16 protein-coding genes and 1 pseudogene are annotated in these 17,615 nt (G+C 63.7%); 2 read left to right on the top strand and 15 right to left on the bottom strand.

The features are described from left to right. Positions 1-2 precede the first annotated feature (2 nt). The 4 genes from NKH04_RS02500 to NKH04_RS02485 form a co-directional block, all read right to left on the bottom strand. Positions 3-905, bottom strand: coding sequence for a branched-chain amino acid ABC transporter permease (locus NKH04_RS02500; RefSeq protein WP_352454929.1), 903 nt, complete (start codon positions 903-905; stop codon positions 3-5). Positions 906-1,240: 335 nt separating this feature from the next. Beyond that, complete coding sequence (locus NKH04_RS02495) at positions 1,241-2,242, bottom strand: 4-hydroxyproline epimerase (RefSeq protein ID WP_352767576.1); 1,002 nt, start codon at positions 2,240-2,242, stop codon at positions 1,241-1,243. A gap of 28 nt (positions 2,243-2,270) precedes the next feature. Continuing rightward, complete coding sequence (locus tag NKH04_RS02490) at positions 2,271-3,521, bottom strand: NAD(P)/FAD-dependent oxidoreductase (RefSeq protein WP_352831299.1); 1,251 nt, start codon at positions 3,519-3,521, stop codon at positions 2,271-2,273. 48 nt (positions 3,522-3,569) lie between these two features. Continuing rightward, positions 3,570-4,463, bottom strand: a complete 894-nt coding sequence (locus NKH04_RS02485) for a dihydrodipicolinate synthase family protein (RefSeq protein WP_352471244.1) — start codon at positions 4,461-4,463, stop codon at positions 3,570-3,572. A 166-nt stretch (positions 4,464-4,629) separates the two neighbouring features. Here NKH04_RS02485 and NKH04_RS02480 point away from each other — a divergent pair, with 166 nt between their 5' ends. Continuing rightward, positions 4,630-5,220: a GntR family transcriptional regulator gene (locus NKH04_RS02480; protein WP_502893709.1), complete on the top strand. Its 591-nt coding sequence runs from the start codon at positions 4,630-4,632 to the stop codon at positions 5,218-5,220. A 13-nt stretch (positions 5,221-5,233) separates the two neighbouring features. Here NKH04_RS02480 and NKH04_RS02475 read toward each other — a convergent pair whose 3' ends face one another. The 3 genes from NKH04_RS02475 to NKH04_RS02465 form a co-directional block, all read right to left on the bottom strand. Further along, positions 5,234-5,548, bottom strand: a complete 315-nt coding sequence (locus NKH04_RS02475; RefSeq protein WP_352471246.1) for a hypothetical protein — start codon at positions 5,546-5,548, stop codon at positions 5,234-5,236. A gap of 303 nt (positions 5,549-5,851) precedes the next feature. Then, positions 5,852-6,148: a hypothetical protein gene (locus NKH04_RS02470; RefSeq protein WP_352471247.1), complete on the bottom strand. Its 297-nt coding sequence runs from the start codon at positions 6,146-6,148 to the stop codon at positions 5,852-5,854. Positions 6,149-6,454: 306 nt separating this feature from the next. Continuing rightward, the gene (locus NKH04_RS02465; protein ID WP_352831297.1) at positions 6,455-7,951 is read right to left on the bottom strand and encodes a CoA-acylating methylmalonate-semialdehyde dehydrogenase; all 1,497 of its coding nucleotides are present in this window, start codon (positions 7,949-7,951) and stop codon (positions 6,455-6,457) included. Between the two features lie 375 nt (positions 7,952-8,326). On the opposite strand from NKH04_RS02465, the gene NKH04_RS02460 reads away from it, so the two are divergent. After that, on the top strand, positions 8,327-9,208 hold the full coding sequence (locus NKH04_RS02460; RefSeq protein WP_352613322.1) for a LysR family transcriptional regulator: 882 nt from the start codon (positions 8,327-8,329) through the stop codon (positions 9,206-9,208). A gap of 37 nt (positions 9,209-9,245) precedes the next feature. Here the strand turns inward: NKH04_RS02460 and NKH04_RS02455 are convergent. The 8 genes and pseudogenes from NKH04_RS02455 to rsfS all read right to left on the bottom strand — a co-directional run. Continuing rightward, positions 9,246-10,523, bottom strand: a pseudogene (locus tag NKH04_RS02455) (D-amino acid dehydrogenase); the annotation flags it as partial. A gap of 117 nt (positions 10,524-10,640) precedes the next feature. Beyond that, entirely contained in the window at positions 10,641-11,792 is a 1,152-nt protein-coding gene (gene alr / locus NKH04_RS02450) for an alanine racemase (protein WP_352833988.1), read from the bottom strand. A 29-nt stretch (positions 11,793-11,821) separates the two neighbouring features. Continuing rightward, positions 11,822-12,343, bottom strand: coding sequence for an RNA pyrophosphohydrolase (locus NKH04_RS02445; RefSeq protein ID WP_352833990.1), 522 nt, complete (start codon positions 12,341-12,343; stop codon positions 11,822-11,824). A 1-nt stretch (position 12,344) separates the two neighbouring features. Further along, positions 12,345-13,541, bottom strand: coding sequence for a divergent polysaccharide deacetylase family protein (locus tag NKH04_RS02440; RefSeq protein WP_352849967.1), 1,197 nt, complete (start codon positions 13,539-13,541; stop codon positions 12,345-12,347). A gap of 203 nt (positions 13,542-13,744) precedes the next feature. Then, the gene (locus NKH04_RS02435) at positions 13,745-15,070 is read right to left on the bottom strand and encodes a S41 family peptidase (protein WP_023678065.1); all 1,326 of its coding nucleotides are present in this window, start codon (positions 15,068-15,070) and stop codon (positions 13,745-13,747) included. Continuing rightward, positions 15,071-16,414, bottom strand: coding sequence for a murein hydrolase activator EnvC family protein (locus tag NKH04_RS02430; protein ID WP_352817575.1), 1,344 nt, complete (start codon positions 16,412-16,414; stop codon positions 15,071-15,073). It lies immediately after the preceding gene. Positions 16,415-16,565: 151 nt separating this feature from the next. Then, entirely contained in the window at positions 16,566-17,048 is a 483-nt protein-coding gene (gene rlmH, locus NKH04_RS02425; RefSeq protein WP_352833994.1) for a 23S rRNA (pseudouridine(1915)-N(3))-methyltransferase RlmH, read from the bottom strand. A 61-nt stretch (positions 17,049-17,109) separates the two neighbouring features. Further along, complete coding sequence (gene rsfS, locus NKH04_RS02420) at positions 17,110-17,487, bottom strand: ribosome silencing factor (RefSeq protein WP_023678068.1); 378 nt, start codon at positions 17,485-17,487, stop codon at positions 17,110-17,112. Between the last annotated feature and the right edge of the window lie 128 nt (positions 17,488-17,615).

Below are 17,615 nucleotides of genomic sequence, written 5' to 3'. Positions count from 1 at the left end.
TCTCAGACCTTTTCGACTTCTGGCCGGCCGAGAATGCCGGAAGGCAGGAAGATCAGCACGATCGCCAGGATGGAGAAGGCGGCGACGTCCTTGTAGTCGATCGAGAAATAAGCCGACCACATGCTTTCGATGAAGCCAATCATCAGCCCGCCGAGCACGGCGCCGGGCAGTGAGCCGATGCCGCCGAGCACCGCGGCAGTAAACGCCTTCACACCGGGCGTAAAGCCGTCGGAAAACACAACAACGCCGTAATACATCAGGAACAACGTGCCGGCGACAGCGGCAAGGGCGGCGCCCATAATGAAGGTGATCGAGATGGTGCGATCGACGTCGACGCCGAGCAGCGCGGCCATCTTGCGGTCCTGCTCGCAGGCGCGCTGCGCCCGGCCGAGCGAGGTCTTGTTGACCAGGTACCAGAACAGCGCGAGCAGGACTATGGTGACCAGGACAATGATGATCTGCTTCAGCGAGACGCTGATGCCTTCGATGTTGTAGACCTTGGACACCATTGGCGGGACCGGCTTGTTGCGCGGCCCTTGCGTCACCTGGACGAAATTGGACAGCGCAATCGACATGCCAATCGCGGTGATCAGCGGCGCCAGCCGGAATGAACCACGCAAAGGCCGGTAGGCCACCTTCTCGATCGTCCAGTTATACAGGCTGGTCAGCAGCATCGCGACGATCATCATGATCAGCAGCGCAACGACGATCGGCAGCGAATAGAACAACGCACCGAGGATAAGGAAAACGATGAGCGCGGTGAAAGCGCCGATCATGAAAATGTCGCCATGGGCGAAATTGATCATGCCGATGATGCCGTAGACCATCGTATAGCCGATCGCTATCAGCCCATAGATCGATCCCAGCGTCAGCCCGTTGATAAGCTGCTGGACAAAATACTGCATGCTGTCGTGGCTCCCCTGGAATGTCGCCCATGCAGACGCATTCCTTTTCGTATTTTCCCTAGTCGTAAAGTTTCGAGCCCGGATTGCAACGTGATTTTTCGATCATTACGCGTGTTTTCGCCGCACGTCGTCCGATTGCCCGTTTTGTTCCGGTGCGCCCCCTGGACCATCGCGGACCCTACCATTGGCCTAACGCAATGTCTTTGACGATTCAATCGCAGCATGCGACCCATTTCGAAGAAATCGCCGTCAAAATAAGTTGATGAGCGGGATCGTTGCGCCGTCGAAGGCAATCCGTTTGCGCTCTCTTTCTTTCGCTTGCGTCTGCGTTTTCTCTATTTGACGACGAAGCCGTGCGCGAACGGGTCGCGGTCGTCGATGAAGATCGTGTTCAATCCGGTCATCCGCGCCCACCCGCCGATCGACGGAATGATTGCCGGCTTGCCGGCGACGGTGACCTCTTTCTCCACCCTGCCCTTGAACAGCGACCCGATGATCGATTCGTGGACGAAGTCGTCGCCGACCCCAAGCTTGCCCTTGGCGTGAAGCTGCGCCATCCGCGCCGAGGTGCCGGTGCCGCAGGGCGAGCGGTCGATTGCCTTGTCGCCGTAGAAGACGGCGTTGCGGGCATCGGCTTGCGGGTTGGTCGGCGCCCCGGTCCACAATATGTGCGACAGCTTATCGATGCCGGGATTCTCCGGGTGGACGAAGGAATATTTCTCGTTGAGCCGCTGCCGCATCACCGGGCTCCAGGCGATCAGTTCGCCGGCCGAATGGTCGGCCATGTCGCGATAGGTTTTTTGCGGTTCGACGATGGCGTAGAAATTGCCGCCATAGGCGACATCGACGCTGATCTCGCCGAGCCCGGGGCATTCGACCGTCAGAGCCTCGGCATAGAGGAAGGAAGGCACATTGGTGATGCGCACCTCCTCCACATAGTCGCCGACTTGGCTGTACTCCGCTACGACCAAGCCCGCCGGCGTATCCAGCCTGAGCACGCCCGGTGTCTTCGGCTTGATCAGCCCATGCTCGACGGCAAAAGTTACCGTGCCGATGGTGCCGTGGCCGCACATCGGCAAGCAGCCCGAGGTTTCGATGAACAGGATGGCGATGTCGCAATCTTCACGCGTCGGCGGATAGAGGATCGAGCCGGACATCACGTCATGGCCGCGCGGCTCGAACATCAGCCCGGTGCGGATCCAGTCATATTCGGCCAGGAAATGCGCTCGCCGCTCCATCATCGTCGAGCCCTTGAGCAAAGGCCCGCCGCCGGCGACCAGCCGCACCGGATTGCCGCAGGTGTGGCCGTCTATGCAGAAGAAGGAATTCTTGGCCATGCCGGCTCCCAACTGACTGTCTTCGAACTCAAAACCGTTGCGGGCTGAACGGGCCGAGATCGAGCGATGGATTCTGCCCGAGAACGAGCTCGCGGATCAAGCGCCCGGTCACCGCGGCCTGGGTCAGGCCGAGGTGACCGTGGCCGAAACCATACACCACCGACGGCGTTTGTTGCGACCGCCCGATCACCGGCAGCGAATCCGGCAGCGACGGCCGGAACCCCATCCATTCGCGTCCATTGGCCGGATCCAGTCCCGGCAGGAATTTCTGCGCCTTTTCGAGCAGCGCTTTCGAGCGCGCATAATTGGGCGGCCTCTCAAGGCCGCCGAGTTCGACCGCGCCGCCGACGCGCAGGCCCGTCTCGAGCGGCGTGATGACGAAGCCATGTCCGGAGAAGATCAATTGCCGCTTTACGTCGAAGGCAGTCTTCGGCAACGTCGTGTTGTAGCCACGCTCGGTCTCCAGCGGGATTCCGTCGCCGAGATGTCTCGCCAGCAGATGCGACCAGGCCCCGGCAGCGATGACGACGTGCTTCGCCCGTCGCCGCGTGCCGTCGGCCGTGGTCAGGATCGCGCCGTCCTGTCCCGCCTCGACACGCTCGATCCGGGCCCTTTCGAACCCGGCGCCCAACCTCTCGGCATAGGCCCACAAGGCCTTTCCAAGCAGCTTGGGATCGGCAACGGTTTTCCACCCCGGCACGAACGTTCCCTTGACGAAGCGCGGCGACAGACCGGGCTGCAGGGCTGTGAGAGCGCTCCCCTCGACATGGCTGAAGCCGATGCCGAAGCGCTGCCTTGCCGCCCAGCCGGGCAGTGAAGCCTTGAACTCGGCCTCGCTGTCGTAGAGTTCGAGCGAGCCGTCCTCACGCAGCATCGGCCGTGTGCCGGAACGGTCGAGCAAGCCCATCCATTCCGCCTCGGCGAGCTTCATCATCCCGGCCTGCGCGGCAAGGCCGCCTTCATAGCGGTCGCTTCGGCCGGCGCGCCAGAAGCGGACCAGCCAGGGCAGCAGCTTCGGCAGATACGCGGGTGGGATGCTGAGCGGGCCGAGCGGGTCGGCGAGCCATTTCGGCAACTGCTTGATCATGCCCTTGTGGGCGAGCGGCAGCACATCGGAGAAGGCAAAGGCAGCGGCATTGCCGGAACTGGTTTCCTCACAGATCCCCGTCCGATCGAAGATCGTCACGTTTCGCCCCGCCTCTGCCAGAAAGGCGGCGGCGCAGATGCCGATGATGCCGCCACCAATGATGGCGACATCGAGCGTAGCATTATCATTCATTGCCATGCGCCGCGCTGCACATCTGCAAATGCCTTCAAAGCGACTGGATCAGAATGTCGGCAGCTCTGGCCGCACCGCCAGCGCATCCCTGACGATCTTTTCGACTGCCTTGCGCCGCTCGCCCGACAATGGCTGGCGCGGCATGCGCACGCGGTCGTTGGTGTTGATCGCCAGCACTTCGGCAAGCTTGATGTTCTGCACCAGATAGGTCGAAACGTCGAGGTCGAGCAGCGGCCGGAACCAGCGGTAGATCTTCAACGCCTCCTCGCGGCGGCCCTGTCGCATCAGCTGGTAGATGGCGACGGTCTCGCGCGGGAACGCGGTGACCAGGCCCGCCACCCAGCCGATGGCGCCGACCGACAGCGCCTCGAAGGCGAGATTGTCTACGCCGGTGAACAGGTCGTAGCGGTCGCCGAGGCGGTTGATGATCTCGGTCGAGCGGCGGATGTCGTCGGAGGACTCTTTTATGGCGACGAAGCGTTGGTCCTTCGCCAACTCCTCCATCTGGTCGACGGTGACGTCGACGCGGTAGGCAAGCCGGTTGGAGTAGATCATCACCGGCAGGTCGCCGGCCGCGGCGACGGCGCTGAGTGCCGCGACCGTCTCCTCGGCATTGGTATGGTAGATCGGGCTCGGCACCACCATCAAACCGTTGGCGCCTTCCTTGGCGGCGCGGCGCGCGATCGCCGCCGCCTCGCGTGTACCGGCCTCGTTGACCGTCAACAGCACCGGTTTCTTGCCGGCGATCTTCTGCGCGGTCTTCAGCACCGCGATCTTCTCGTCGTGCGACAGCATCGGGCCTTCGCCGAGCGACCCGCAGACGATGATGCCGTCACAGCCGGCCTCCATCTGCAGCGCAAAGCAGCGCTCCATCTCGGCATGGTCGAGGCCGTCGTCCTCGGTGAATTTGGTCGTAACGGCGGGGAAGACTCCGGCCCACATGTCGATCGCTCCATCTGATATATCAGTCGTATATTTCTTAAGAAGCCGGCTGTCAACGTTGAATCTGATATGATATATCAACAATATATCAGGAGATGCCGCATTGGTATATGACAGCCCGGGCTCCGAGCCGGCAACTGCGAAGGCCTACCGCAGGCTCGAGCACATGATCGTAACTCTCGAACTGGCGCCGGCGAGCTTCATCACCGAGGGGGCGCTGATTGACAGGCTCGGCCTCGGCCGCACCCCGGTTCGCGAAGCAATCCAGCGGCTGGCCTGGGAGGGGCTGCTCGAGGTCCGGCCGCGCGCCGGCATCGCCATCGCGCCGCTTCACCCCGGCGACTGGCTGCGTGTCCTCGACGCCCGCCGTGGCGTCGAGGTGGTGCTTGCCCGCTCGGCCGCCCGCTTCGTTACCCGCGAGGCCGCCGACCTGTTCCATGACGCTGCCCTTGCCATGCAAAAGGCGGTGATTTCGGAAAATGTGTTCTACTTTATCCAGGCCGACAAGGCGCTTGACGAGGCGCTGGCGCTGGCTGCCGACAACCCGTTCGCCGCGCGCCTGGCGGCACCCTTGCAAACCCATAGCCGTCGCTTCTGGTTCCGCTACAAGGCCGATACCGGATTGGCCGAATCCGCCGAGCACCATGTCGCACTGATCCGTTCGATCCTCGCCGGCGACGAAGATGCCGCGGCCAAGGACGCCAAGCGCCTGATGGCGCTTTTGCGCGGCCATGCCGAGGCAGCTGCCACACGCTGAGCCTGCCATTTCGTCATGCGCCCTGGCCGGGCAGGGCCATCACGTTTTCCCAATTGTCGCCGGCCGCGACGATGCAGCTTCTGCCGGCGATATCGGTGACGACGATGGTCCAGGTTCCGGTCTCGGCGACAAAGACTTCCATGACCGCCTCATGACCGATCAGCCCCAAAGCAAACTGCCTTTCCTGGAACTTCTCGCTCAAATGGGCGACGAGCTCGCCATGTTCAACGCAGTGTTGATATTGCGCGCCTGCGGTGTTCGTACCCACCGCCAATGCGCCAGCAAGAACCAGGGTTTTCACCCATCTCAACAGCGATTTGCGTGCCATAGGGCACCTCCTTTGCCATCACGTTCCGGCAAAGGAGGGGTTTGACGGCCTCATTTTGCCGGAGCGATCCAGGCCGGTTCCGACGTCATCATCATCGCGTCGTTCCTTTCTGTGTTCCGGTCTGCCATTGGTGGGAACGATTTAAGATGTTCCCATTATGTTCTCGATATATGGTATCGATAATGGAAAAGCGCAAGCAGGCGCCCAAGCGGGCGCCTGCAGATCCGTTTTACGGCTGTCGCCGAAAGAATGAGCCACAGGCCGCGCGGCCATGCCGAGGCGCGCAGACCCGTGATAAATCGTTCAGGTGCCTGGCAGCGCCGCTTTCGTCATCGCGCTCTCCCAGCCTTCGCCGACTGAAATCACGCAGCTTTGACCTTTTGTGTCGCTGGCGAGGATGGTCCATGTGCCCTTGTCGGAAACGAAGACTTCAAGCACCACATTCGGATTGACGACGCCGACCGCGCTCGGGTTTTCATGAAACTTCTCGCCGAGCGCCTTGACCATATCGGCGCGTGCCGCACATTGCTCGGCAGCCATTGCCGGGACGGCGGAAAGGGCCATCGCAGCGCAAGCTATAGTCGCCATGAGACGTGCCATCTGACACCTCCTTTGCGCCGGACGATATCCCCCGGAGCCGTCACCAGCGCCGTTGGTTGATCTGCCAGCATCTCCTTCGCGGCAGGACTGCAACCTAAGAAGATTGCTGCCTTCTTGGTTCCATCACATTAGTGTTCATGCCGATGAAGACCGCGGCAAAAAGGCCCGAGCTTGGTGCCCGGGCCTTTTCTTGCTTTCTGCGATTTGGATCAGTTCATCGTCGGGGTGACGAATTCGGCGCCATCCTTCACGCCGGCCAGCGCGCCCCAAGCCGAAGGCGAGGACGCGCTGACAGAAACCGTTCGGTCAGTTCATCGTCGGGATGACGAACTCGGCACCGTCCTTCACGCCGGACGGCCAGCGCGACGTTACCGTCTTGGTCTTGGTGTAGAAGCGGAACGCGTCCGGCCCGTGCTGGTTGAGGTCGCCGAAGGAGGACGCCTTCCAGCCGCCAAAGGTGTAGTAGGCGATCGGCACCGGGATCGGCACGTTGATGCCGACCATGCCGACCTGAACCCGCGAGGCGAAGTCGCGCGCCGCGTCGCCGTCGCGGGTGAAGATGGCGACGCCATTGCCCATCTCGTGCTCGTTGGCGAGCTTGATGGCGTTCTCGTAGGTCGGTGCGCGAACGACCGAGAGCACCGGCCCGAAGATCTCTTCCTTGTAGATGCGCATGTCGGCGGTCACATTGTCGAACAGGCAGCCGCCCATATAGTAGCCGTTCTCGTAGCCCTGCATGGAGAAGCCGCGGCCGTCGACGACCAACCTGGCGCCTTCCTTGACGCCGGTGTCGACATAGGACTTGACCCGCTCCAGCGCCTGCGCCGTGACCAGCGGGCCGAAATCGGCGGAAGAATCCGTCGACGGACCGACCTTCAGGCTCTCGACGCGCGGCACCAGTCTTTCCATCAGCCGGTTGGCGGTGTCGTTGCCGACCGGGACGGCCACCGAGATCGCCATGCAGCGCTCGCCGGCCGAGCCGTAGCCGGCGCCGATCAGCGCGTCGACGGTTTGGTCCATGTCGGCATCCGGCATGATGATCATGTGATTCTTGGCACCGCCGAAGCACTGCACGCGCTTGCCGGCAGCGCAGCCGCGCGAATAAATGTACTGGGCGATCGGTGTCGAGCCGACGAAACCGATGGCCTTGATGTCAGCATCGTCGAGGATGGCGTCGACCACTTCCTTGTCGCCATTGACGACATTGAGGATGCCCGCCGGCAGACCGGCCTCGATGAACAGTTCGGCAATGCGCATCGGCACGCCCGGGTCGCGTTCGGACGGCTTGAGAATGAAGGCATTGCCACAGGCGATGGCCGGCGCGATCTTCCACAGCGGGATCATCGCCGGAAAATTGAACGGTGTGATGCCGGCGACGACGCCGAGCGGCTGGCGCATCGAATAGACGTCGATGCCGGGGCCGGCGCCATCGGTGAACTCGCCCTTCATCATATGCGGCGCACCGATGCAGACCTCGACCACTTCGAGGCCGCGCTGGATGTCGCCCTTGGCGTCGGCGATGGTCTTGCCGTGTTCGCGCGCCAATATCTCGGCCAGCGCGTCATACTCCTTGGCGACCAGCTCGAGGAACCGCATCAGGACGCGTACGCGCCGCTGCGGATTGGTCGCCGCCCAGCCGGGCTGTGCGGCCTTGGCGTTTTCGACCGCCGCACGCAATTCCGCCTGCGAAGCCAGCGCCACCGTGCCGCGCACCGTGCCGTCCATCGGCTGCATGACGTCCTGCTTGCGGCCGCTGGTTCCGGCGACGCGCTTGCCGCCGATGAAATGACCGTATTCGATCATGGTCTCTCTCCCTGGTTCGTGATGAGGCATTGTCCGCCTTTGCGGGAGCGATGGCAACGCGAGCGAAAACGCAACCGTTGTGCAGAAAATAGATAGCGGTTGACGGCAGAGCATCAATTCTCGCAAATAGGAAGAATGCAGGTCCCCAGCAGCAAGGATTGAGATTGAGTTCCTTCACCGCCCCCCTCTGTCCTGCCGGACATCTCCCCCTCAAGGGGGGAGATTGGCTGTCACGCCCGCCTTCGGAAATCTTCACCGCGGCAAGAAAGACGCCTGCGGCGAAACTGCCAATCTCCCCCCTTGAGGGGGAGATGTCCGGCAGGACAGAGGGGGGCGCGAAGGAACGCGGTTTTGATCGTTATCGCCAGGACCCTCATGAACTGGGATGATGCCCGTATCTTCCTTGCCGTAGCGCGGGCCGGCCAGATCCTCGGCGCCGCCAGGCGGCTGGAGCTTAATCACGCGACCGTCTCGCGCCGCATTGCCGCCCTCGAGGCAGCGCTCAGGACAAAACTGTTTCGCCGGCTTACCACCGGCAGCGAGCTGACGCCGGCGGGCGAGCGTTTCCTCGAGATTGCCGAACGCATGGAGGGCGACATGATCGCCGCGCGCTCGACCGTTTCAGGCGAAGGCGACGACATCTCGGGCACCGTGCGCATCGGCGCGCCGGACGGCTTTGGCGTCGCCTTCCTGGCCAGGCGCCTCGGCGCGCTGACCGCTCTGCACCGTGAGCTCACCATCCAGCTGGTGCCGGTGCCACGCTCCTTCTCTTTGTCCCGGCGCGAGGCTGACATTGCCATCACCGTCGAACGGCCGACGGAAGGCCGCCTGGTGGCGGGAAAGCTGGTCGACTACACGCTCGGCCTGTTCGCGTCGCGTGCCTACGCCGACACCCATGGCCTGCCCGGAACCGCCGCCGAGCTAGGCCAGCATACGCTGATCGGCTACGTGCCGGACCTGATCGTCAGTCCCTCGCTCGACTACGCGGCCGAATTCAGCCCCGACTGGCGGACCAGCTTCGCCATTTCCTCCGCGCTCGGCCAGGCCGAAGCGGTGCGTTCCGGCGCCGGCATCGGCATCCTGCACACCTTCGTTGCCCGCTCGATGCCGGAGCTGGTGCCTCTCGATATCGTCGCACCCATCCGCCGCGCCTACTGGCTGGTCTATCATGAATCGGTCAGGCCGCTGCGCCGCGTCCAGGTCGTCGCGAGCTTCATTACCAAGGCCGTCGAACGGGACAGGGGTTTGTTCGCGTGAGCCTGCCGGCCGCTGGCTGTCTTAGCTGGTGGGCGTCTTACTTGGCGTATCGTCCGGGCCCGAGATCGCCGACGTCGATGTCGGGCACCCGGCTGGAGATGATGTCGGCCAGAACTTTGGCCGAGCCGCAGGCCATGGTCCAGCCGAGTGTGCCATGGCCAGTGTTGAGATAGAGATTGGAGAAATCGGTGCGGCCGATCAGCGGCGGCCCGTCCGGTGTCATCGGCCGCAGCCCGCACCAGAAGGTCGCCGATCGCATGTCGCCGCTGCCCGGAAACAGGTCGCCGACCGAATGTTCGAGCGTGCGGCGCCGCGATTCATGCAGCCGCAGGTCGAAGCCGGAAATCTCCGCCGTGCCGCCGACCCGGATACGGTCGCCGAGCCGGGTGATCGCTACTTTGTAGCTCTCGTCCATCACGGTCGAGACCGGTGCAGCGGCGGCGTCCTTGATCGGCAGGGTGATCGAATAGCCCTTGACCGGGTAGACCGGGATGGGCCGCTTCAGCATGCGCATGAACCGTGCCGAATAGCTGCCCATCGCCATCACATAGGCATCGGCGACCATCCAGCCCTTGCTGGTGCTGATGTTGGTGATGCGATCGCGCTTCTTGACGACGCGCCGTATCTCCGTGTCGTATTCGAAGGTGACGCCGCGTGCTGCGCAAAGCTCGGCAAGCCTGTCGGTGAACATCTTGCAGTCGCCGGTTTCGTCGCCGGGCAACCGCAGGCCACCGACGAATTTTTCGCGCACGCCGGCCAGCCCAGGCTCGGCCGCAATGCAGCCGTCGGGGTCGAGGACCTCGTAGGGGACGCCATAGGCCTTCAGCACCTCGACATCGCCGCCGACGCCGTCGAGCTGCTTTTGCGTTCGGAAGAGCTGCAGCGTGCCCTTGGCGCGCTCGTCATAGGCGATGCCGGTCGCCTCGCGCAGCGCCTTCAGCGTGTCGCGGCTGTACTCGGCCAGCGGCACCATGCGCGCCTTGTTCAGCGCGTAGCGTTCAGCCGTGCAATTGCGCAGCATCTTGACCAGCCATATCCACATATGCGGATCGAGGGCCGGTCGCACCACCAGTGGACCGTGCTTCATCAAAAGCCATTTGATGGCTTTCAGCGGAACGCCGGGCCCGGCCCAGGGCGAGGCATAGCCGGGCGAGATCTCGCCGGCATTGGCAAAGCTGGTTTCCAGCGCCGGGCCTTTCTGGCGATCGATCACCGTCACCTGATGACCGGCCTCGGCAAGAAAATAGGCGGTGGTGACCCCGATCACGCCGCCGCCCAGCACGAAGATCTTCATCGTTTGGTTCTCCGCGGCGGCATCTCGTCGGGATTCGAGACCGGGATCATCGCCGCCTCATGTCTGCCGGATTCTGTGGCGTCAGCCAAGTGCCGATGCTTAGGGAAAAGACATGCGTGAGGACAACAACCTTGCGTCCTAGCCATTCACATAGCGCCGGTGGAAACGGTGGCCGAGGCTGGTCAAGACCTCATAGCCGATGGTGCCGGCCTGGCCGGCTACCTGGTCCACCGTCTGCGACGACGGTCCGATGAGTTCGACGAGGTCGCCGGCCTTCAGCCTGCCGGGCGGCAATGCGGAAATGTCGAGGATGATCGAATCCATCGAAACCCGGCCGACGAAGGGCAGCCGCACATTTTCGAGCCAGGCGGCGGAAGCGGCGCGTCGATGCCAGCCATCGCCGTAGCCGAGCGAAATCGTCGCCGCGGCAAGCGGGGCCTTGGCGTGGAAAGTGTGACCGTAGCCGACACCGGCGCCGGCCTCCAATATCCGCGTCTGGATGACCTTGGCCTGCAATCGCACCACCGGCAGCATCGGATTGTCCTTCGCCGGCGTCGGATTGACACCATAGAGAGCGGCACCCGGACGAACGAGGTCGTAGTGATAGCGCTGCCCGAGAAAAATGCCTGATGAATTGGCAAGGGAAGCCGGCGCTTCCGGCAGCATCCGGCGCAGCCGTTCGAATTCCAGCCGCTGCCGCTCGTTGGCCGGCTGCTCGGGTTCATCGGCGCAGGCGAGATGGCTCATCACGAAGGTCAGTTCGACACCGTCGAAAGCCTGCGGATCCTGCGCAACTGCCTTCACCTCGGATGGCGTCATGCCGAGCCGCGACATGCCGCTGTCGACCTGGAGGGCGGCCGGCAACTTACGGCCCACCCGCCCGGCCATCTCGCGCCATGCCGCGAGTTGGCTGGCGCTGTTGAGTACGGTGCAAAGCCCTGCCACAACCGCTTCCGTTTCCGCACCCGGCGGAATGCCGTTCAGCACATAAATGGCCGGATCTGAGCCGAGCGCCTTGCGCAGCAAGATGCCGCCGGCCAAATGCGCAACAAAGAAAGTATTACAGCCCTCACCCATCAGCGCCGCCGCCACCGGCGCCGCGCCAATCCCATAGCCGTCGGCCTTGACCACTCCAGCACAGCCGACGCCGCCCAGCCGCGCCTTCAGCCGCCGGTAGTTCTCACGGACGGCGCCGAGATCGATGGTCAGGATCGCCCCTGCCGCGGCTTCGCTGATCGGTTCGCTCAGGGTGACGGTCGGCGGAAGAGATTTGCTGGAGATGTTGTTCATGCCGACCTGTTTTAACGGAAGGCCGGCGGCTACGCCACCAGGTGCCGGAACGCCGCCACCACGTCTTCGTAGACCTTGCGCTTGAACGGCACGATCAGGCCCGGCAATTCCAGCATCGGCCGCCACGCCCACCGGTCGAACTCGGCCTTGTGGCCACCCGGCGGCGGATTGATCGCGATCTCGCTTTCGTCGCCGTGGAAACGGAAGGCAAACCATTTCTGCGTCTGGCCGCGATATCGTCCCTTGAAGGCGACGCCGACCAGATGCGCCGGCAGGTCGTATTTGATCCAGTGCGGCGCCTCGGCCAGCAGCGACACCGAGCGCATGCCGGTCTCTTCGTAAAGTTCACGCGCCGCCGCGGGCAGCGGCTCCTCGCCATCATCGATGCCGCCCTGCGGCATCTGCCAGAGCTGCGTCGTTCCAGCGAATTCGCTGTCCGGCTCGGCAATGCGACGGCCGACCCAGACCAGGCCGGCCTCATTGAGGACCATCACCCCTATGCAGGGCCGGTAGGGCAGCGTCTCGGGCTCAACGAGCTTGTTCTTTGTCATCTCAGCCTTTTTCCGGATCTATGGCCACCGCCGAAACCGGCACGATCTCGATGCCGCGCTTCTTGGCCTCGGTCACCCAGGAAGACACGGTATCCACCGTCAGGTCGAAAGCCGAGCCGATGCCGACGGCAAATCCTTTCGCCCGTGCCGTCGCTTCCAGCCCATCCAGTTTCTTCAATATGGCGCCGCGGTCCTGCACCGCATCGATCGCCGTATCGCCGCCGACGAACGGCACGCCGTCCTTCAGCGCCAGTTCGGGTGCCAGGCTGCGCGCCGACGAACCGTCGTCGACATAGGCCAGACCACGCTTGCCAAGCTCGGCCATCAACGGCCCCATCGCCGTCGCGTCGGCCGAAAAGCGGGCGCCCATATAGTTCATGACGCCGGTGTAGTTGGTCGTTCGCGACAGCGCCCAGCGTAAATTCTTCAAATTCTCGTCCGGCGTTGCAGCCACGGTCAGCGTGTTACGGCCGGGATTGACGTTCGGATAGTCGAACGGCTCAAGCGGTACCTGCATGATGACCTCATGGCCGCTCTGCCGCGCCACCTGCATCCAGCGGCCGATGCTGTTGCCTTGCGGCGCGAAGGCCAGCGTCACTTCCGCCGGCAGCTTGGCGATGGCTGCCTGCGTGCCGGTCTGCGACACGGCAAGCCCGCCGATGACGAGCGCGACGCGTGCACCGCGAGCCCCGGACCACGGCCGCGCATAGACATCGAACGGGCGCCTGCCGTCGGCGGCGCGGATCGGCAACGGACCGGTTTCGCTGGCCTCGACCAGCGCCTTGTCGGGAATATGCGCGATCCTGAGGTTCTGGCCGATCGTCGAAGGGTCGCGAATGACTATGGCCGCCTCGGGTGGAGCGTCGCCCCCCTCGGTCTGGACATGGATGATCTGCGGACCGCCCGTCTTCGGCCCGCTTATGTTGGTCCCGCTTGCGTTGCTTGGCGCAGCCATTTCGGGTGTCGCCTTGGCGGGCGCGGCGGCGGTATCCGCCGCCGGCGTCTTCGGCGTCGAAACGGCTGCTTCTTGCAGCTTCCGGAACGGCTTGTCTCGCAAGGCGATGGCGCTGGAGACGCCGACCACGGACAGCACGACAAGCGCGGCCGCGACCGTACCGGCGCTGATCCCGCTGCCTGAGCGCGGCAGCCGGATCGCCTGTCCGAGAGGTCGTTCTATGTCCTTGCCGATATCAGCCAAGCCCGCATCCCCGGCGCGCATCCCCGAAGTGAAACCTTCTCCGGAGGCGCAAAATCCAAAATGTCGGCGCGTCCCCTTGCTTCACTGGACGCGCAGCATGCCGGCCGCGGCCCCCGAATCAAACTGCCGGAGCCTCGCGGCCCCGGCAGCATCGCATCGCTTCGCCCAGGCAGCCAGACCTGTTTGGCCCGGCTTGCCTGCCCTTACTGGTTCAACACGGCCTTTTGCGGATTCGGCGGGAACGCCGGATCCGTCTTCTGGCCGCGCAGCAGCTGCTCGGCATAGATGAGCTGCAAATCGTCCTTCGGTTCCGGCGGCACATAGGCTGCCGAACCCGAACCGGTCGTGCTTTCGTCGGCGCCCTTGATATGGCCCTTGAGGTCAGATTCGCCGCGCGTCAGGTCCCTGCCCTGCAGTTCCGCCGGCAGCGGCTGGTCGACCTTGATGTCGGGCGTGATGCCCTTGCCCTGGATCGACTTGCCGGACGGCGTGTAATAGAGCGCCGTCGTCAGCCGCAGCGCCCCGTTCTCGCCAAGCGGGATGATGGTCTGCACCGAACCCTTGCCGAAGGATTGCGTGCCGACCACCGTGGCGCGGCGCAGATCCTGCAGTGCGCCGGCGACGATTTCCGAGGCACTGGCCGAGCCGCCATTGACGAGCACGATCAGCGGCTTGCCGCCGATGTCGTCGCCGGCCCGCGCGTCGAAGCGGGTGACGTCCTTCGGGTCGCGGCCGCGCGTCGAGACGATCTCGCCACGGTCGAGGAAGGCATCCGACACGCTCACCGCCTGGTCGAGCAAACCGCCCGGATTGAGGCGCAGGTCGAGCACGTAGCCCTTGAGCTTGTCGTTCGGCACCTGCTTCTTGATGGTGTCGATGGCATTCTCGAGGTCGTCATAGGTTTTTTCGGTAAAGGAGGTGATCTTCATGTAGCCGATGTCGTTTTCGACCCGGAACTTGACCGCCTTGACCTTGATGATGTCGCGCACGACCGTCAGTTCGATCGGCTTGTCGGCGCCCTGGCGCAGGATGGTGAGCTTGATCGGCGTATTGACCAGCCCGCGCATCTTCTCGACGGCGTCGTTGAGCGTCAGGCCGCGGACCTCCTCGCCGTCGATCTTGGCGATATAGTCGCCGGCGAGCACGCCTGCCTTGGCGGCCGGCGTATCGTCGATCGGCGTGATCACCTTGACCAGGTCGTTCTCCATGGTGACCTCGATGCCGAGGCCGCCGAATTCGCCCTTGGTCTGCACGCGCATGTCCTGCGCTTCTTCGGCATTCATGTAGGAGGAGTGCGGGTCGAGCGACGACAGCATGCCGTTGATGGCATTTTCAACCAGCGACTTGTCGTCGGGCGGCGTCACATAATTCGCCCGCACCCGTTCGAAGATATCGCCGAAGATCGCCAGTTGCTTATAGGTCTCGGAGCCCGCAGCTTTCGCTGTCGAGCCGGGCGCGCCATAGACCAGGCTCATCGCCGATGCACCCATCAGCGCACCGGCAAACAGAAGCGACAGTTTCCGCATCATTCACGTCCTTCCAGAAAAACGGTCCGCCCACCATGGGGCCGGATCGACGGGTTTTCCATCCTTGCGGAACTCGACATAGAGCTCCGGCGTGGCATTTCCATTCTTCGATGCCGAGGTGCTCGCCACCCGGGCCTCTCCCATCGCGCCGACCGGCTCACCTGCGAGCACCGACTGGCCAGACGCGACGCTGATTCTGCTCATCCCCGCCAGGACGACATGATAGCCGTCACCCGCATTCAGGATCAAGAGTTGACCGTAAGAGCGGAAAGGCCCCGCATAAAGCACATTTCCATCCGCCGGCGCTGTGACGATGGCTCCCGATTGTGTCGCAACCATGTCACCGAGCATCATCGCGCCGTTACCGTCGTCGGCCCCGAAGCGCCGCTTGATCCTGCCGGTGACCGGCAGCGCGATCTGCCCTTGAAGCGCGGAAAACGGCGCGGCAGCGGTGAGCCTGTTGCTCTCCGGCACCGGCAGCGAGGCCAATTCCGTCGGCGCCGCAGCCGATACCGGGCCCTTGTCGGCGTCGGCCGTCTTTTGCTCGGCTGCCTTGGCCGCATCCGCCGCCTTGCGGGCTCTGTCGGCCTCGAGCGAGGCGATCAGTTCTTTCAGGCTGCCGGCCTTGGCCGCCAGCGTCGCGGACCGCTGCTTTTCGACGGCCAGCGCGGTTTGCGTATCGGCGGCGAGCTTCTGCTTCGCTTCGAGCAGCATGCCGAGCCGCTTTTTTTCCGCCGCCTGCTCGCCGACAGCTGCCGTCAGCCGCGCCCGCTCGGCCTCGATCGAGGCCGTCACCCGCGACTGCTCCTTGAGGTCGGCCAGCAACATGTCGGTCTGCTGGCGCAGTTCCGGCACCACGGCACCGAGCAGGATGGCGCTGCGCACCGACGACAATGCGTCCTCCGGCTTGACCAGGATCGCCGGCGGCGGATTGAGCCCCATGCGCTGCAGCGCGCCGAGGACTTCGGCCAGAACGTCGCGTCTGGCGGCCAGTGAGGCGCGGATCTTCTGCCCCTGCGCCTTCAGCCCTTCCAGCTTGCCGCCGATGTCCTCGATGTCCTGGCCGAGCTTCTGCTCGGTCATCGCCGACTGGATCAGCGCCGCGGTGATCGAGGCGTGGTCCTTCTTGACCGCCGCTATGTCGGCTGCGAGCTTGGCCAGCCGCTCGGACGACAGCGTGATCTCTTTCGATACTTTTTCGTATTCGGCGCGGCTCTGGTCCGGGTCGGGCGCCAGGTCGAGCGTGTTCTCGGCCCGCGCGACGCCGAGCGAAAGCGCGATCGTCGCCACGGCGATGCCGTAGCGCACGCGCCAGGAGCCCGTTCGTGATTTCCAGTCTTCAGACATTGAAGCCTAACTCTATGCGCGGCTTCGTTAACGAACCATCAACCATGTTCGAGCCCCGGCCGCCATCCGCAAACCCCATGAGCCCAAACTGTCGATGAGCATTGGGGCAAAAATCCGGGCGGCTGGCATCAATTCGCCGACGGAGCCGACTTCATGAACGATGGTAGGGGTGACCGGAAAGGATCGTGGCCGCCCGGTAAAGCTGCTCGCCCAGCATCACGCGGACCAGCTGATGCGGCCAGGTAAGCGCGCCGAGCGACACCGTCAGATCAGCCAGGTCGCGCAGTGACTGGTCATGGCCGTCGGCGCCGCCAATGGCGATCACCAGCGCCTTGCGCCCGCCATCGCGCAGCGAACCTATGCGGCCGGCGAAATCCTCGGAGGAAAGGTTCTTGCCGCGCTCATCCAGCAGCATCAGCGCCGTGCCCGGTTGCAAGTGCGTCTGCAGCTTCTGGCCTTCCTCGCGCCGGCGCTCATCGGCCGTCTGCGCGCGACCTTCCGCAATCTCGACGATCCCAGCGAATTCGAGGCCTACGGCAGGACCGCTCCTGGCAAAACGCTCGAAATAGCGGTCGGCCAACTGCTTCTCGGGGCCGGCTTTCATTCGGCCCACGGCATGAACCGTAATCTTCATCCCTGCCTCGAAGAGCCGCTGATGCATGTCGGACGACGACATGCATCAAGACGAGTACGGCTCAGTGGAGGGTCTCCTCCTCGAGATCAGGCGCCTGCCACATCTTTTCGAGATTGTAGAAGTCGCGGACCTCGGGACGGAAGACATGGACGATGATGTCGCCCGAATCGATCAGGACCCAGTCGGCGCCAGCCAGCCCCTCGACGCGCGCAGTGCCGAGCCCGGCATCCTTGAGCGCCTTAAGGAGATGATCGGCAACAGCCGAGACATGACGGTGCGATCGGCCAGACGCGACGACCATGTAGTCGCCGAGGCTCGATTTCCCCTGAATGTCGATTGAGACGATATTTTCGGCCTTGGAGTCTTCCAGACTGGCAAGGACTGTCTTGATGGCGCGGGACACGGCGTCGTTTACGCTGATCCCGGCCGGCGAAGGCACGATGTCGGCCTTCTTCCGCAGTGCTGTTCTCAGTGTATTTCCTTTCGCAGCAAGAACAACCAAATCACCTCTGAAATCAGGTGACACTGCTTAGATAGGCAGAGTTAGGTTGCAGTTTCAAGACACCG

The sequence above is a fragment of the Mesorhizobium sp. M1365 genome, assembly GCF_040317865.1.
Classification (GTDB): Bacteria; Pseudomonadota; Alphaproteobacteria; order Rhizobiales; family Rhizobiaceae; genus Mesorhizobium.
The sequence above is the reverse complement of the archived record's forward strand: the minus strand, read 5'-3'. Positions and strand labels throughout refer to the sequence as shown.

Coding starts and splice junctions, on each gene's coding strand:
- NKH04_RS02445 (WP_352833990.1), bottom strand. CDS start 12,343: ATGACAAAGAACAAGCTCGTTGAGCCCGAGACGCTGCCCTACCGGCCC.
- NKH04_RS02470 (WP_352471247.1), bottom strand. CDS start 6,148: ATGGCACGTCTCATGGCGACTATAGCTTGCGCTGCGATGGCCCTTTCC.
- alr (WP_352833988.1), bottom strand. CDS start 11,792: ATGAACAACATCTCCAGCAAATCTCTTCCGCCGACCGTCACCCTGAGC.
- NKH04_RS02430 (WP_352817575.1), bottom strand. CDS start 16,414: ATGTCTGAAGACTGGAAATCACGAACGGGCTCCTGGCGCGTGCGCTAC.
- NKH04_RS02480 (WP_502893709.1), top strand. CDS start 4,630: ATGATCGTAACTCTCGAACTGGCGCCGGCGAGCTTCATCACCGAGGGG.
- NKH04_RS02475 (WP_352471246.1), bottom strand. CDS start 5,548: ATGGCACGCAAATCGCTGTTGAGATGGGTGAAAACCCTGGTTCTTGCT.
- NKH04_RS02495 (WP_352767576.1), bottom strand. CDS start 2,242: ATGGCCAAGAATTCCTTCTTCTGCATAGACGGCCACACCTGCGGCAAT.
- NKH04_RS02465 (WP_352831297.1), bottom strand. CDS start 7,951: ATGATCGAATACGGTCATTTCATCGGCGGCAAGCGCGTCGCCGGAACC.
- NKH04_RS02460 (WP_352613322.1), top strand. CDS start 8,327: ATGAACTGGGATGATGCCCGTATCTTCCTTGCCGTAGCGCGGGCCGGC.
- NKH04_RS02435 (WP_023678065.1), bottom strand. CDS start 15,070: ATGATGCGGAAACTGTCGCTTCTGTTTGCCGGTGCGCTGATGGGTGCA.
- NKH04_RS02500 (WP_352454929.1), bottom strand. CDS start 905: ATGCAGTATTTTGTCCAGCAGCTTATCAACGGGCTGACGCTGGGATCG.
- NKH04_RS02485 (WP_352471244.1), bottom strand. CDS start 4,463: ATGTGGGCCGGAGTCTTCCCCGCCGTTACGACCAAATTCACCGAGGAC.
- rlmH (WP_352833994.1), bottom strand. CDS start 17,048: ATGAAGATTACGGTTCATGCCGTGGGCCGAATGAAAGCCGGCCCCGAG.
- NKH04_RS02490 (WP_352831299.1), bottom strand. CDS start 3,521: ATGAATGATAATGCTACGCTCGATGTCGCCATCATTGGTGGCGGCATC.